Source organism: Sphingobium sp. (genome assembly GCF_048594625.1).
In the GTDB taxonomy this organism is placed as follows: domain Bacteria; phylum Pseudomonadota; class Alphaproteobacteria; order Sphingomonadales; family Sphingomonadaceae; genus Sphingobium.
Window position 1 is genome coordinate 16,062 of the sequence record NZ_JBMDWL010000103.1, and the last position, 14,038, is coordinate 30,099.

The following is a 14,038-nucleotide window of genomic DNA, read 5'->3' on the forward strand; positions in this document are numbered from 1 at the left end:
GCACTTCCGAAGCAGACGCTGCGCATCACGCGGCCAATGCAGACCCTATCGCCGCCCGAACAGCCGCGCTCCCGACAGCAATATCACGCTTCCCGCACACAGCCCCGCGACGCACCCGATGGTTGCCAGCCATTCGATCAGGCTCGGATCGTCGGGAAAGGACCGGGATTTGATCGCATCCTGCGCCCGCCCGATCAGGCATGCGATCGCCAGCAGCGCCGCGCCGCTCAGGCGGACCGCAATGTCGATGATGGCCGGCCGCAATGTCATCCAGCGCAGATAGGCCAGGACCGCGTTGAATATCGAGAGGAAGAAGCCGCCCTTTGCATAGTCATTTTCCTATGCGCGGCCCGGCACCGGCATATGATTCCCATATGACGTAATCGAAAATGCGATGGACCGCCGCATTTCCTACGCAAATTCAACGGAAAGCGGCCTTTCCTCCTCTCGAGTTCCTACGATCTGCTGCGTATCTGAAATGCCTCTTTTTCGATGAGAGGTGATGATCATGGCTCAATGGCATGAAAGGCGCGTGGCCCGGATCGGGCTGAGGGCCGCGGGACTGGCGCTGCTGGTTTCCGCCTGGATGGATGGCATCTGGTTGCAGCATGTGGTGGCCGCCAGCCTGCCCGGTGAAGCATCGCCCGCACAGATACTGATCGCGGCCCTGATGTTCGCCAGCGCCAGCGTCGGCTTCATGCTGGCGGTTGTGGGCGCGGGTCTGTGGGCGCCGGTCGCGGTATCCGATCGCTGGATGGCCGCCAGCCCCATACCCGTCGCCCGCGATCTGGAATCGACCCTGTTCGCGATGAAGCCCACGCTGGATGACGGCTCTCCCCATGGCATCCCGGCCGCGCCCCGCGACGGCGCCATGTCGTCGCATCGCCACATCCGCTGGTCGCCTGCGGCACGGGCGCATCCAGCGGCCAGCCGACCAGGAATATAATGAAAATACAATGCGATCGGCTTTGACCTCCTCTCGATATCAAATGCCGACCTGCACTAATTGCCCGTCCTCGCCAGTCCGCACGAAGCGGCCGGGCGTTTCTCAAGAGGGCATCATGAAATTAATCTTTGTCGCGCCGCTGTTCATGCTCGGCTTCGTCCCGACCGCCGCCTTTGCGCAGGATGAAGCGGCTGGCCCGGTCACCGTGTCGGGGTCCGCGACCCTCGCATCCGACTATCGGTTTCGCGGCGTGTCGCAATCGGACCGGGGCATGGCCGTTCAGGGCGGCGTCACGCTGACGCATGACAGCGGCCTTTATGCCGGGGCATGGGCGTCCAATCTTTCGGGCTGGGGCACTTTTGGCGGCGCCAACATGGAACTGGACCTGATCGGCGGTTACAGGGCGGCGTTGTCGGACAATGCCACGCTGGACGTCGGCCTCGTCTGGTACATGTACCCCAGCGGCGCGGACGATACCGATTTCGCCGAACCCTATGTGAAGCTCAGCGGAACGACCGGCCCGCTCACGCTGACGGCGGGCGCGGCCTATGCGCCAAAACAATATGCGCTGGCCAATGTTTCCAACCATCCCGACAGCCGCGGCCAGAAACAGGATAATCTCTATCTCTGGGGCGATGGCGCGGCCGCGATTTCCGGCACGCCATTCACGGCAAAGGCCCATATCGGCCATTCGAACGGCAATCCCGGCCTCGGCCCGAACGGCACCAGCGTCGCGCCCACCGGCGACTATTGGGACTGGTCGCTGGGCATGGACGCGACCTGGCGAAACCTGACCTTCAACCTTTCCTATGTCGATACCGACATTTCCCGTGCCGATGCCGCGCCGCTTCAGCCCAATTTCAGCAAGGGGCAGGACGGCACCGGTTCCATCGCGGGCGGAACGGTGGTCCTGTCCCTGACGGCGGCGTTCTGACCCAAGCATTTCGAAGTCATCTGGCACAGATGACGACTCGCAAAATGCGGCAAACAAAAGCCATTTTGAAGTCATCTGGCACAGGTGACGACTCGCAAAATGCGATAAACAACAGCCATTTTGAAGTCATCCGGCACAGATGACGGCACGCCAAAGGCCCCAAAACGGCACCGGCCCGCTCCCGATTTGGGGGGAGCGGGCCGTTTCAACCGGGCTTCTACGCCATCATGCCCCCGGTCCTCACCTGCGTGGCCGGGGAAGTCCGGTCATTCCCCTTCCAGCCGCTGGCTGAAATAGACCATCTGCATCGCCTGCAGCCGCGCGCCCTGTGCGATGTCCGCGTCGCCGGAATGGCCGCCTGCGGTGTCTTCGTAAAAATGATAGGGCAGGCCATAATCCTTCAGCCTTGCGGCGAATTTGCGCGCATGCTGCGGCCCGACGCGGTCATCCTTGGTCGTGGTCCAGATATAGGGAACGGGATATTTCACGCTCTTGCGGATATTGGCATAGGGCGAGATTTTCTGGAGAAACGCCTTCTCCTCCGGCACCGACACGCTGCCATATTCATCGACCCATGACGCGCCCGCCGCAATCTGTTCATACCGGATCATGTCGAGCAGCGGCACCTGAATCACCACGCCGTTCCACAGGTCGGGATGCTGATTGAACTCCACGCCCATCAGCAACCCGCCATTCGACCCGCCATAAATGCCAAAGCGCCGGGGCGACGACAATTTGCGCGCGAATATGTCCTGCGCCACCGCCGCGAAATCGTCATAGATGATCTGGCGTTTGGTCTTCAGCCCCGCTTCGTGCCAGGCCGGGCCGAATTCCCCGCCGCCACGGATGTTGGCCAGCACGAAACTATTGCCCCGCTCCAGCCACAGCTTGCCGGTGATCGCGGCATAGCTGGGCGTCATCGGCACTTCGAACCCGCCATAGGCGGTCATGATCGTGGGCGTCGATCCATCCGGCTTCATGCCCTTTTTGTGGACGATGAAATAGGGGATTTTCGTCCCGTCGGTGGATGTCGCCTCGAACTGTTCGACGACAAGGCCGGTGGCGTCGAACCGCGCGGGCATCGCCTTTACCTGACGCGGCGCGGGGTTGGCGGCATCGATCGACCACAGCGTCGTGGGGGCCAGAAACCCTGCCACCGCCAGATAGGCTGCATCGCTTTTGTCGGTCGCGCTTGCGATCGATATGGTCGCATTGTCGGGCAGCGCGACCGGCGTGCTGGTCCATCTGTCCTGTCCCGGCGTCAGCACCATCACCCGGCCCCGGACATTGTCGTTGATCGACAGGATGACGCGCCCCTTGGTCGCCGCCACGCCGTCGATCGACTGGCGCGCATTGGGCGCGAACAGGATGTGCGGCTTCAGGGTCTCGCCCGCCTGAAGCGCCTTCAATGGCACCGCCACCAGCGACCCGGTCGGCACATGTACGCCGCCGCTGTCCCATGCCTGACTGGTCTGGATCAGCACCTGACCCTGCACCATGCCCTGCAACTGGCTCTTGGCGGGCAGCGGCAGCCGCTTCACCCCATCCCCCGTCACCAGATAGGTTTCGTTGCCGAAAAAGGTCACGCCGCGATACAGGAATGCCGCGCGATTGCCCGATCCGTCGGACAGCAGCATGGGGAATGTCCCGACCTGATCGCTCCTGTCCCCGCGATAGACTTCCTGCGCCGCCGACAGGGGCTGCCCGCGTTTCAGCGTCTTGACGACAAAGGGGTATCCCGACACCGTCATGCTGCCCTCTCCCCAATCGCGCGCGATCAGCAGCGTGTCCTTGTCCAGCCAGGCTTCATTCTGTTTCGACTTGGGAATGTCGAACCCGCCCTGCACGAACTGCCCGGTCGTCAGGTCGAATTCGCGCAGCGTAACCGCATCCTCGCCCCCGTCGGACAGATTCAGCAACGCGATGCGTTCTTCGGGGTCCAGGATGGTCGCGCCCTTCCACACCCATTTCTTGCCGTCCGCCTTCGACAGCGCGTCCAGGTCCAGCACCGTGGTCCAGTGGGGCGCATCGGTCGCATAATCGGCCTGGCTGGTATAGCGCCATATGCCCTGCGGATGGTCGGCATCGCGCCAGAAATTATAGATGCGACCATGGATCAGCATCGGCATGGCGATCCGGTCCTTGGCCGACGCGATGGCCAGCGCTTGCTTGTAATAGCCGTCATAGCGCGGATCGTTCTGAAAGGCGGAAACGGTCGCCTTGTTCTCCGCCTCCACCCACTGCATGGCGCGCGGCCCGGTCCAGTCCTCCAGCCACACGAACGGATCGTCGGCCGGCGTCGTGGCGGCGGAAGGGGCGGGGGGCGCACCGGCCCCGGTCAGCATCGCGGCAGTCACCAGCAACATCATCCTTTTCATGGGTTGTTTCCCCTGTCTGTCATCATCCGTCCCCGCCAGTATCGTCGCCGCAATATGGCGCCCGCGATCAGCAGGGGCAACGCGGCGATCATCACGATGCCCCCGATCAGGCTGGGCGACCATCCCCCGATGCTGTGCACGCCGAACGCAGCGGGCGCCATCACCAGCAGGAACCCCAGCGTCAGCAGCCACAGCCCCCATCGGCGCGGGCGCACCGCCACCATGCGCATTTCATGGCGCCAGGCCTTGCGGCCGGCTCTGGTGGAAAGGTCGGGGGGCGTATGATCGAACATATGGCTCTGGACCTTGTGCCGCTTCGCCCCTATCCTGTCCAGCATCCCCGGGGGGCCGCTCACAAGCGGTTGAGAGGCGGCTGATGTGGCTGCGACCCGTTGAACCTGATCCGGCTAAAACCGGCGTAGGGAGGGTAAGCGCGCCGTGATACCGCCCGCAATCTCTCTTTCCGCCAGCAAAGGAGAGTAGAGATGGCAGATCGTCCCGCCCGTACCGAAATGTCCGAAACCGCGGGTTTCACCGACCGACAGGCCGCCATGACCGTGACCACCGGCCCGATTCGCGGATCGAGGAAAATTCATGTCGGCCCGCGCCGGGTCGCGATGCGCGAAATCCATCTGGAACCGGGCAGCGGCGAACCGCCGGTGCGCGTCTATGACACGTCCGGTCCCTATACCGATACCGACGCGACGATCGACATCATGGCGGGCCTCCAGCAGCTGCGCCGCGACTGGATTCGCGACCGCGGCGATGTGGAGGAATATGACGCCCGCGAAATCCGGCCGGAGGATAATGGCCTCAAAGGCCCCGACCGTTCAGGCGGCGTTGAACCCTTTCCCAACGTCGTAAAGCGCCCCTTGCGCGCGAAGCCGGGCGCCAATGTCAGCCAGATGCACTATGCCCGTCGCGGCATCGTCACGCCGGAAATGGAATATGTCGCGGAACGCGAAAATCTGGGCCGCGCGCGTCTGAAGGAATATGTCCGCGACGGTGAAAGCTGGGGGGCCTCCATTCCCGACTATGTGACGCCCGAATTCGTCCGCGACGAAGTGGCCCGTGGCCGCGCCATCATCCCGTCCAACATCAACCACCCCGAATCCGAACCGATGGCGATCGGCCGCAATTTCCTGGTCAAGATCAACGCCAATATCGGCAACAGCGCGGTCGCATCGGACGTCGCGGCCGAAGTGGACAAGCTGGTCTGGTCGATCCGCTGGGGCGCCGACACGGTGATGGACCTGTCGACCGGCCGCAACATCCACGACACCCGCGAATGGATTCTCCGCAACTCCCCCGTCCCGATCGGCACCGTCCCCATCTATCAGGCGCTGGAAAAGGTCGGCGGCATCGCCGAAGATCTCAACTGGGACATTTTCCGCGACACCCTCATCGAACAGGCCGAACAGGGCGTCGATTATTTCACCATCCATGCGGGCGTGCGCCTCGCCTATATCCCCATGGCGGCAAAGCGCGTCACCGGCATCGTGTCGCGCGGCGGCTCCATCATGGCGAAATGGTGCCTCGCCCATCATCGCGAGAGCTTCCTCTACGAACATTTCGACGAAATCACGGAGATCATGAAGGCCTATGACATCGCCTATTCGCTGGGCGACGGCCTGCGTCCCGGCTCTATCGCCGACGCCAATGACGAAGCGCAGTTCAGCGAACTCTACACGCTGGGCGAACTGACCCACCGCGCATGGAAGCAGGATGTTCAGGTCATGATCGAAGGGCCGGGCCATGTGCCCATGCACAAGATCAGGGAAAATATGGAAAAGCAGCTGCAGGTCTGCGGCGAAGCGCCCTTCTACACGCTGGGGCCGCTCACCACCGACATCGCGCCGGGTTACGACCATATCACCAGCGGCATCGGCGCGGCGCAGATCGGCTGGTACGGCACGGCGATGCTCTGCTATGTCACGCCCAAGGAACATCTGGGCCTGCCCGACCGCGACGATGTGAAGGTCGGCGTCGTCACCTACAAACTCGCGGCCCACGCTGCCGATCTGGCCAAGGGGCATCCCGCCGCCCAGGTCCGCGACGACGCGCTATCGCGCGCGCGCTTCGAATTTCGCTGGCGCGACCAGTTCAACCTGTCGCTCGATCCCGACACGGCGGAACAATATCATGACCAGACCCTGCCGGCCGAAGGCGCGAAAAGCGCGCATTTCTGCTCCATGTGCGGCCCCAAATTCTGCTCGATGAAGATCACGCAGGAAGTGCGAGACTTTGCTGCAAAGAAGAACCAGCCCGCCGACGGCTTCCTGGAAGCAGGCCTGACCGGCGCGGAAGTGGCCGAAGCCAGCAGGGCCGCCGCGCTTAAGGGCATGGAAGACATGAGCCGCCTCTTCCGCGAAACCGGCAGCGAACTCTATATGGGCGCTGGCGGGCGGGAACATGATTGATGATGTCCGGGGCAGGCGTTCAGCCCGCCCCGGTCGTTTCTATGCGTGCTGGATCAACGTCCAGACCGTCGCTGCACCATTATAGGGAGGCATGCGATTGCCTTTCGCGATGGGCGCTGTCGTTGCCCCGTTCGCTGGTTTCCAGATGCCGGATTCCGGGCAGGTTTCGCCGGTGCGCGCAGTCGTTCCAATAGGCTTGGTCATGTGTCTTCCTTCATTTCGAGATCAATGCTCGGTCGCGCGCATTGACCTCTGGAGTGAGGGCATTATGATCCAGCCTCGCGTAACCACGCACGAGGTAGGCGACTGCCTCACGGTCTCGGAAGTCGTTGGTCCGACTTCCGAGACCGTTTTAGTATCGTAATTGTTTTTTTCTGCAATACCGTGCTTCCCAACATAGACTGATTGAAAATGTAGTTCATCACGTTGGTGAATTACGTAGGCATATTTCAAATTCAGAAGGTCTATGTTATTTGGTTTGCCGTCACGTTCGATGAACAACGTGTTGCGGCTAGACCGCGATCTCTGAAACGGCGTGGCTGGTCTTGGCGGGCCAGTCACGCCTACATGTCGCGTTGTCACGCTCGTCAGAAACAATATTCCATCATATGCGCCTGCATGTTATAACTGGCGTATGAACGCTCCGCTCAAAATCACGAAGATCGGCAACAGCGCCGGGGTGATTCTGCCCAAGGATCTGTTGAATCATCTTCAGGCCGAAATGGGTGACAATCTATCGGTTGTCCTCACTCCGCGCGGTATTGAGCTGTCCGCTGCCGAACCGGATTTCGATGCGCAGATGGCCGCGGCGCGGGAAGTCATGGCGCGGCGCAAACGGGCTTTGCGCGAACTGGCGAAATAATGGCCGACTGGGTCTGGGTTGCCCCGGCTGTTGCAGAGGCTGCCCATGCTGAACAGATCGCCGAACATGGCGGTGGTGGCGACGCTTTGCGTGATCGTGGGCTGTTTGAAAGCGCCATGGCCCGGCCGCAGCATATGGCGAACTATGGTCAACCCGACGCTGCGGAACTGGCGGCCGCCTATGCCTATGGCCTCGCTCGCAATCATCCCTTCGTTGACGGCAACAAACGGATAGCAGCTGTCGTCAGCGAAACCTTTCTCATGCTCAACGGCTATGCCCTGATGGCGACCGATGCCGAACTGGTTGTCGCCTTTCTGGAACTGGCGGCAGGCGATATATCGCAGGAAGAACTTGCCGACTGGTTCCGCTCGAACCTCGCTTCGCTCTGAACGTCAGGGTCAGGACGCAGCGATCGCCAAAACCCCGCGCCGCTTCTTCCAGTCGATGGCGATGGCGATGCGCTGGTCCCATCGGCCGTCCCATGCGGCGGTCAGGCCATGGGCTTCCAGCTGTTCGACGACGCGGTGGCCGATGGCGATGGCGGCGTCTTCGCTCTGATCGCACGCGCCATAGTTCAGGTACAGGCCATGGCCTTCCACGGCCGCTTCGGTATCCTGCATGTGGAAAAAGGCGTAACCTTCCACCGCGATGCCTTCATCCTGCGCGGTTTCGATCTCGTCCCAGATTTCGGTCGCGCCGCATGTCCCGCAACAGGTGAAATTCTGCCGCGCGACGATGCCTTCGGCCTCCATCGCGGCAAAGGCGGCGTCCAGCCGGTCGCAATCGGTCGCTTCGCGCCAGTCGCGTTCGGCGGCGCGATGGTCGGCCAGCGCGGCGCGCAGGGCGGCGGACGCTTCCACCCGCAACAGCGGCCGGGGCAGTTCCTCTTCGAACACGTCGTTCGCGTTGGTCAGGATGGCGTCGTCGTCGAAGAAGCCGCCCGCCACGTCGCGCCGCACCAGATCGCGCAGCGCAGCGACGGGATCATAGCTGGCCGATGTGCTTTGGGCGGATGTGCTTTGGGCTGGCGTTCCGGCAGGGGCGGGCAGGCAATTTTCGTCTTTACGCGCAGTTCTGGGTCCGAAAATCCGATTCCACAACGATCCGAACATGCGCCTGCCTTGCCTCCTGCGATGCGCCGCGACAGGCTCATCATGCCGCGCCGCGCGCCAAAGTCAAAGGGGCTTTGCACCAGTCGTGCTCAGGACGCGGCGGGGGGCTGCATGGAACATGCATGAAACAGCGCATTTCCCATGCAATGGCGGCCCGTTTCGCCCCCGATGCCGATCGGCGCATCCTGTCCGGTCGGGCGGGGCGACGGGCGCTGGGCCAGGGTCAGGGCGCCTGTCTTCAGGGCGCGGGTTCGATCACCACGTCCCAATGATCTTCGGTCACCACCATCCGCCTGGCCTCTTCCGCGTCGAACGCCACCTTGTCGGGGAACATCCGCGTCCTGGCCGCCGCCATCGCCTTCTTGTACGCTTCGCCCGCACCCACGCCGTCCGCGCCATGTTTGTAGACGATGGTGGTGCGCACATCCCACCGCGTGCTGCCGCCCATATGGGTAAAGGGCATCTCGACCGTCACCTCGCTGATATGGCCCTGCCGCATCATCTCGCGCAGCAACGCTTCATGCTGCTTGTGATAGACGCGCAGAAATTCGCCCATTCCGCCCCATTTGATGCGATAGTAATTTTCGACCTTCAGCGGCCCATCCGCATTCTGCGCCAGCGCGGGGCCGGTGGACAGGGCAAGCAACAGGGCGGCGGGCAGGGCAAAACGCATGATGGACCTTTCGGACAGGACTGTTGCCCCGAAAGACGATCCGCCCGCCATTTTCCGCGCCTTGCCATGTTCCGCTTGCTGGCGGTCGCCTGTCCTACAAACGACCCCATCCGCTATGTTGCAATCCTGCCCGGCGACTTTCCAATAGGATCACCGACACGACATATAATGTCCGATTCAACGGGAAATGTGCGAAGTTAAGCAGGAACGTTCAGCAAAATCGCCCCCTTTGCCCGCTCCGGAAACGGCCCGGCCATTGGATAAGCGCATTTCATCCCCTAAATAGGCGTCAAATGCCCCCATCCACACCTGAAACCACGCCGATCCCGCCCGTCTGGGCGACGCTGCGCCGCTTCCTGCCCTATTTATGGCCTGCGGACTCGGCCGCGCTGCGCCGCCGGGTCGCCATCGCCATGGGTCTCGTCCTGCTGGCAAAGATCGTCAGCCTCGCCATGCCCTTCGCCTATAAGGGGGCGATAGACCGGATGGCGCCGGGCATGGAACCGGCGGTCGGCCTCGCCATGGCATTGGTCGCGGCCTATGCCGGCGCGCGGTTCGGCGGCGTGCTGTTCGACAATCTGCGCAACGCCATTTTCGAAAAAGTGGGGCAGGAAGCCGGTCGGCGCCTTGCCGACGACGTCTTCGTCCATCTCCATCGCCTCTCGCTGCGCTTCCACCTCGACCGCCGCACCGGTGCGGTGACCAAGATCGTGGAGCGCGGGACCAAGAGCATCGACACGATGCTCTATTTCCTGCTGTTCAACATTGCGCCAACGGTGCTGGAACTGCTGGCGGTCTGCGCCATCTTCTTCGTGAAATTCGGTCCGGGCATCGTCGTCGCGACGCTCGCCATGGTGGCGCTCTATATCTGGTTCACGCGGCTGGTGACCGAATGGCGCAACCAGCTCCGCCGCGACATGGTGGATATGGACACCAGCGCCGTCGCCCATGCGGTCGACAGCCTGCTGAATTTCGAAACGGTCAAATATTTCGGCGCGGAACAGCGGGAGGCCGACCGTTATGGCGCCGCCATGCGCCGTTACATGAAGGCTGCGGTAAAGAGCGAGAACAGCCTCGCCTGGCTCAATATCGGCCAGTCGCTGATCACCAATTTGATGATGGCGGGCGCCATGGCCTATACCGTCTGGGGCTGGAGCCGGGGGCAGTTCACCACCGGCGACGTGGTGCTGGTGAACACGCTCCTGTCCCAGCTGTTCCGTCCGCTCGACCTGCTCGGCATGGTCTATCGCACCATCCGCCAGGGGCTGATCGATATGGAGGCGATGTATGATCTGATCGATACGCAGCAGGAAATCGCCGACGCGCCCGGCGCCCCCGCGCTGCGGACGCAGGGCGGCGAAGTGCGTTTCGATCATGTCCGCTTCGGCTATGACCCTGCCCGCGAAATCCTGCACGATGTCAGCTTCACCGTGCCTGCGGGCAGGACATTGGCGATCGTGGGGCCATCGGGCGCGGGCAAATCCACCATCGCGCGCATCCTGTTCCGCTTCTACGACATTCAGGATGGTCAGGTGTCGATCGACGGGCAGGCGATTGCCGCCGTCACCCAATCGTCGCTACGCGCCGCCATCGGCATCGTGCCGCAGGACATGGTGCTGTTCAACGACACGGTCGGCTATAATATCGGCTATGGCCGCGAAGGCGCCAGTCAGGCGGATATAGAGGCCGCGGCCAAAGCTGCGTCGATCCACGATTTCATCATGGGCCTGCCGCAGGGCTATGACACCCGTGTGGGCGAACGGGGCCTCAAATTGTCGGGCGGCGAAAAACAGCGGGTCGCGATCGCCCGCACCTTGCTCAAAGACCCGCCGGTGCTGGTGCTGGACGAAGCGACCAGCGCGCTCGACAGCCGCACCGAAACCGAAATTCAGACGGTGCTGCGCGACATCAGCCGTAAGCGCACGACACTGGTCGTCGCCCACCGCCTGTCGACCGTGGTGGACGCGGACGAAATCATCGTGCTGGATCAGGGCCGCATCGTGGAACGCGGCCGCCACGCCGATCTTGTCCGCGCCGACGGTCTCTATGCCCTCATGTGGGCGCGGCAGGCGGCGGAACAGGATGACCGCCCGGCCGAACGGGGGATCGGCGACATGTTCGAAGTGGCGGGACGCTGACCGCCATCAATCCACGAAATTCGCCGCCACCTCGGCCGGTACCCGCAATATCCGGCCGGTCGCCTTGTCGATGATCGCCCAAGTGGATTTCGCCGATACCTTCACCTTACCGTCCGGCCCGGCAAATTCGATCATCCGGTCGAACCGTGCCCCGCGCGGCGGCTGCGGAATCCATGTCCGCGCCGTCACCACATCGCCTTCGACTACATTGCCGCGATAATCGACCTCATGCCGGGTCACGACCCAGATATAGGCATCGACATGGGCGGGGTCCGCATCCTGCCGCCAATGCTCTACCGACAGCTGCTCCATCCACTGGACCCACACTGCGTTGTTCACATGGCCCAGCTCGTCGATATGCTCCGGCTGGGCCACGATCTGCTTGGTGAAGCTGGCCGCCATCAGTTGACGACCTGCAATTGCCACAGGATGAAGGCGAATTCCTCCGCCGTTTCGTGCAGGCTTTCAAAGCGTCCCGACTTGCCGCCATGGCCCGCGCCCATATTGGTCTTGAGCAGCAGGACGTTGCCGTCGGTCTTGGTCGCGCGCAGCTTCGCCACCCATTTCGCCGGTTCCCAATAGGTGACGCGCGGGTCGTTGAGGCCTGCCGTCACCATCAGCGGCGGGTAATCCTGCGCGCGGACATGGGTATAGGGGTCATAACTCCGGATCGTATGGAACGCGGCTTCATCCTCGATAGGATTGCCCCAATCGGGCCATACGCCCGGCGTCAGCGGCAATGTTTCGTCCCGCATGGTGTTGAGCACGTCGACGAACGGCACATGCGCCACCACTGCGCCCCACAGGTCGGGATCGGAATTGATGACCGCGCCCATCAGCTCGCCGCCCGCCGACCCGCCCGAAATGCTGATCCGGCCCTTGGCTGTATAGCCTAGGTCGATCAGCCCCTTCGCCACATCGACGAAGTCGGTGAAGGTGTTGGTGCGCTTGTCCAGCTTCCCGTCCAGATACCATTGCTGGCCCAGATCGTCGCCGCCGCGAATATGGGCGATGGCAAAGGCAAAACCCCGGTCCAGCAGCGACAGGCGGCTGGTCGAAAATCCGGGGTCCATCGCCAGCCCATAGGCGCCATAGCCATACAGGTGCAGCGGTGCGCTGCCGTCGCGGGGGAAGTCCCTGGGATAGACGATCGACACCGGGATCTGCGTCCCGTCCCGCGCCGCGATCATCAACCGCTCGCTGGCATAATGGCTGGCGTCATAGCCCGACGGGATGTCCTGAACCTTCAGAACCTCCAGTTCGCCCGTATCCAGATGATAATCATAGATGGTGTCGGGCGTGACCATCGATTCATAACCGATGCGCAGCTTCGTCACGTCATATTCGGGATTGTCGTCCAGCGACGCCGAATAGCTGGCTTCGGGGAAGGGAATGCGCTTTGGCTGATGGGTCGCATAATCGCGCAGCTCGATCTGATCCAGGCCATCCAGCCGCCCTTCGGTGACGTAGAAGCCCTTGAACAGGGTGAAGTCGGTCAGGTAGAAATGGGCGTCCGCCGCAATCGCCTCCGCCCACTGATCCGGCGCGTCCAGCGTGGCCGTCACCAGCCGGAAATTGGGATGGGTATCGTTGGTCCGGATGTAGAGTGTGCCGTCATGTTCATCGACATCATATTCGCGACCCGGCTGGCGCTTTGCCACCAGCAGCGCCGCCGCGGTCGGCTCGTCGGCGGGCACCAGCCAGGCTTCGCTGGTCACATGGTCGCCGGTCGCGATGACGATCCATTTTTCCGATGAGGTGAGGCCAATGGAAACGCGGAACCCCTCATCATCCTCATGGAACAGCTCGACGTCGCTATCGACGCTCTGGCCCAGCCAGTGCAGCCGCGCATTGTCCGTCCGCCAGTTTTCGTTGGCGATGCCATAGAGCAGCCCCTTACTGTCCGACGTCCATACCAGCGACGACAGCGTATCGGGAATGATTTCGGGCAGGATTTCGCCCGAAAACAGATCCTTGATCCGCGCCTCGAACCGTTCCGACCCGTTGGTGTCGATGGCATAGGCAAGATAGCGGCCGTCCGGGCTGACCGACATGGCGCCCAGCCGGAAATACTCATGCCCCTCCGCCAGCGCCGGTTCGTCCAGGATCAGCTGATCGTCGCCGCCTGCGACCGGCCTGCGATACCATTTGCGATATTGCGCTCCGGTTTCGAAGGCACGCCAGTAGATATAGTCGCCATCCCTTTGCGGCACCGACTGGTCGTCTTCCTTGATCCGCCCCTTCATTTCCGCAAACAGTGTGTCGAGCAGAGGCCGGTGCGGCGCCATCGCCGCTTCGAACCAGCCATTTTCCGCTTCCAGATAGGCAAGGACATCCTTGTCCTTCACATCGGGATAGCCCGGATCGCGCAGCCATGCATAGGGATCGTCCACCGTGATGCCATGATGGGTGAAGCTGTGCGCGCGGCGCTCGGCAACGGGGGCCTTGGTCATGGCAGGCTGGGTGGCGGGCAGGCTTTGATCGGTCATTAACTATCCATGGTCCAGACGGGAGCGGCGCTGGAATAAGCACGCGCACCCCTCTATGTTGTCGGCATTGTCGCCGGTGCAAGAGG

At 62.5% G+C, this 14,038-nt stretch carries 14 protein-coding genes and 1 riboswitch; of the genes, 7 read left to right on the forward strand and 7 right to left on the reverse strand.

Going from position 1 to position 14,038, the window contains the following annotated elements; all coding sequences use genetic code 11:
• Positions 1–45: 45 nt before the first annotated feature.
• A complete protein-coding gene (locus ACOJSJ_RS13145) occupies positions 46–270 on the reverse strand; it encodes a hypothetical protein (RefSeq protein WP_420145428.1) in 225 nt (74 codons plus the stop codon).
• A gap of 238 nt (positions 271–508) precedes the next feature.
• Between ACOJSJ_RS13145 and ACOJSJ_RS13150 the strand changes: the two genes are divergently transcribed.
• Both ACOJSJ_RS13150 and ACOJSJ_RS13155 read left to right on the forward strand, forming a co-directional pair.
• A complete protein-coding gene (locus ACOJSJ_RS13150) occupies positions 509–946 on the forward strand; it encodes a hypothetical protein (RefSeq protein ID WP_420145429.1) in 438 nt (145 codons plus the stop codon).
• A 115-nt stretch (positions 947–1,061) separates the two neighbouring features.
• Positions 1,062–1,880 (forward strand): TorF family putative porin, encoded by an 819-nt coding sequence (locus tag ACOJSJ_RS13155; RefSeq protein ID WP_420145430.1) that lies wholly within the window; start codon positions 1,062–1,064, stop codon positions 1,878–1,880.
• A 266-nt stretch (positions 1,881–2,146) separates the two neighbouring features.
• Here the strand turns inward: ACOJSJ_RS13155 and ACOJSJ_RS13160 are convergent, their stop codons facing one another.
• Positions 2,147–4,258 (reverse strand): prolyl oligopeptidase family serine peptidase, encoded by a 2,112-nt coding sequence (locus ACOJSJ_RS13160; protein WP_420145431.1) that lies wholly within the window; start codon positions 4,256–4,258, stop codon positions 2,147–2,149.
• Positions 4,255–4,551: a hypothetical protein gene (locus ACOJSJ_RS13165; RefSeq protein WP_420145457.1), complete on the reverse strand. Its 297-nt coding sequence runs from the start codon at positions 4,549–4,551 to the stop codon at positions 4,255–4,257. The genes ACOJSJ_RS13160 and ACOJSJ_RS13165 overlap by 4 nt, the downstream gene beginning before the upstream one ends.
• A gap of 38 nt (positions 4,552–4,589) precedes the next feature.
• A riboswitch (TPP riboswitch) is annotated at positions 4,590–4,700 on the forward strand.
• Between the two features lie 43 nt (positions 4,701–4,743).
• Between ACOJSJ_RS13165 and thiC the strand changes: the two genes are divergently transcribed.
• From thiC to ACOJSJ_RS13180, 3 genes are all read left to right on the forward strand, one after another.
• Positions 4,744–6,678 (forward strand): phosphomethylpyrimidine synthase ThiC, encoded by a 1,935-nt coding sequence (thiC, locus tag ACOJSJ_RS13170; protein WP_420145432.1) that lies wholly within the window; start codon positions 4,744–4,746, stop codon positions 6,676–6,678.
• 634 nt (positions 6,679–7,312) lie between these two features.
• On the forward strand, positions 7,313–7,540 hold the full coding sequence (locus ACOJSJ_RS13175) for an AbrB/MazE/SpoVT family DNA-binding domain-containing protein (protein WP_420145458.1): 228 nt from the start codon (positions 7,313–7,315) through the stop codon (positions 7,538–7,540).
• Positions 7,540–7,929: a type II toxin-antitoxin system death-on-curing family toxin gene (locus ACOJSJ_RS13180; protein WP_420145433.1), complete on the forward strand. Its 390-nt coding sequence runs from the start codon at positions 7,540–7,542 to the stop codon at positions 7,927–7,929. The genes ACOJSJ_RS13175 and ACOJSJ_RS13180 overlap by 1 nt, the downstream gene beginning before the upstream one ends.
• 9 nt (positions 7,930–7,938) lie before the next feature.
• Here ACOJSJ_RS13180 and ACOJSJ_RS13185 read toward each other — a convergent pair whose 3' ends face one another.
• Positions 7,939–8,652, reverse strand: coding sequence for a DUF6891 domain-containing protein (locus ACOJSJ_RS13185; RefSeq protein ID WP_420145434.1), 714 nt, complete (start codon positions 8,650–8,652; stop codon positions 7,939–7,941).
• 122 nt (positions 8,653–8,774) lie between these two features.
• Between ACOJSJ_RS13185 and ACOJSJ_RS13190 the strand changes: the two genes are divergently transcribed.
• On the forward strand, positions 8,775–8,924 hold the full coding sequence (locus tag ACOJSJ_RS13190) for a hypothetical protein (RefSeq protein ID WP_420145435.1): 150 nt from the start codon (positions 8,775–8,777) through the stop codon (positions 8,922–8,924).
• Here the strand turns inward: ACOJSJ_RS13190 and ACOJSJ_RS13195 are convergent.
• Positions 8,891–9,325, reverse strand: a complete 435-nt coding sequence (locus ACOJSJ_RS13195) for a hypothetical protein (RefSeq protein WP_420145436.1) — start codon at positions 9,323–9,325, stop codon at positions 8,891–8,893. The two genes, ACOJSJ_RS13190 and ACOJSJ_RS13195, sit on opposite strands and share 34 nt — an antisense overlap.
• Positions 9,326–9,618: 293 nt before the next feature.
• Here ACOJSJ_RS13195 and ACOJSJ_RS13200 point away from each other — a divergent pair, with 293 nt between their 5' ends.
• Complete coding sequence (locus ACOJSJ_RS13200) at positions 9,619–11,463, forward strand: ABCB family ABC transporter ATP-binding protein/permease (RefSeq protein WP_420145437.1); 1,845 nt, start codon at positions 9,619–9,621, stop codon at positions 11,461–11,463.
• Between the two features lie 6 nt (positions 11,464–11,469).
• On the opposite strand, the gene ACOJSJ_RS13205 is transcribed toward ACOJSJ_RS13200, so the two are convergent.
• Positions 11,470–11,865, reverse strand: a complete 396-nt coding sequence (locus ACOJSJ_RS13205) for an acyl-CoA thioesterase (RefSeq protein WP_420145438.1) — start codon at positions 11,863–11,865, stop codon at positions 11,470–11,472.
• Positions 11,865–13,952, reverse strand: coding sequence for a S9 family peptidase (locus ACOJSJ_RS13210; protein ID WP_420145439.1), 2,088 nt, complete (start codon positions 13,950–13,952; stop codon positions 11,865–11,867). Before ACOJSJ_RS13210 ends, ACOJSJ_RS13205 begins: the two co-directional genes overlap by 1 nt.
• Positions 13,953–14,038 lie beyond the last annotated feature (86 nt).

Coding starts and splice junctions, on each gene's coding strand:
- thiC (WP_420145432.1), top strand. CDS start 4,744: ATGGCAGATCGTCCCGCCCGTACCGAAATGTCCGAAACCGCGGGTTTC.
- ACOJSJ_RS13195 (WP_420145436.1), bottom strand. CDS start 9,325: ATGCGTTTTGCCCTGCCCGCCGCCCTGTTGCTTGCCCTGTCCACCGGC.
- ACOJSJ_RS13200 (WP_420145437.1), top strand. CDS start 9,619: ATGCCCCCATCCACACCTGAAACCACGCCGATCCCGCCCGTCTGGGCG.
- ACOJSJ_RS13185 (WP_420145434.1), bottom strand. CDS start 8,652: ATGTTCGGATCGTTGTGGAATCGGATTTTCGGACCCAGAACTGCGCGT.
- ACOJSJ_RS13145 (WP_420145428.1), bottom strand. CDS start 270: ATGACATTGCGGCCGGCCATCATCGACATTGCGGTCCGCCTGAGCGGC.
- ACOJSJ_RS13165 (WP_420145457.1), bottom strand. CDS start 4,551: ATGTTCGATCATACGCCCCCCGACCTTTCCACCAGAGCCGGCCGCAAG.
- ACOJSJ_RS13205 (WP_420145438.1), bottom strand. CDS start 11,865: ATGGCGGCCAGCTTCACCAAGCAGATCGTGGCCCAGCCGGAGCATATC.
- ACOJSJ_RS13150 (WP_420145429.1), top strand. CDS start 509: ATGGCTCAATGGCATGAAAGGCGCGTGGCCCGGATCGGGCTGAGGGCC.
- ACOJSJ_RS13180 (WP_420145433.1), top strand. CDS start 7,540: ATGGCCGACTGGGTCTGGGTTGCCCCGGCTGTTGCAGAGGCTGCCCAT.
- ACOJSJ_RS13160 (WP_420145431.1), bottom strand. CDS start 4,258: ATGAAAAGGATGATGTTGCTGGTGACTGCCGCGATGCTGACCGGGGCC.
- ACOJSJ_RS13190 (WP_420145435.1), top strand. CDS start 8,775: ATGAAACAGCGCATTTCCCATGCAATGGCGGCCCGTTTCGCCCCCGAT.
- ACOJSJ_RS13175 (WP_420145458.1), top strand. CDS start 7,313: ATGAACGCTCCGCTCAAAATCACGAAGATCGGCAACAGCGCCGGGGTG.
- ACOJSJ_RS13155 (WP_420145430.1), top strand. CDS start 1,062: ATGAAATTAATCTTTGTCGCGCCGCTGTTCATGCTCGGCTTCGTCCCG.
- ACOJSJ_RS13210 (WP_420145439.1), bottom strand. CDS start 13,952: ATGACCGATCAAAGCCTGCCCGCCACCCAGCCTGCCATGACCAAGGCC.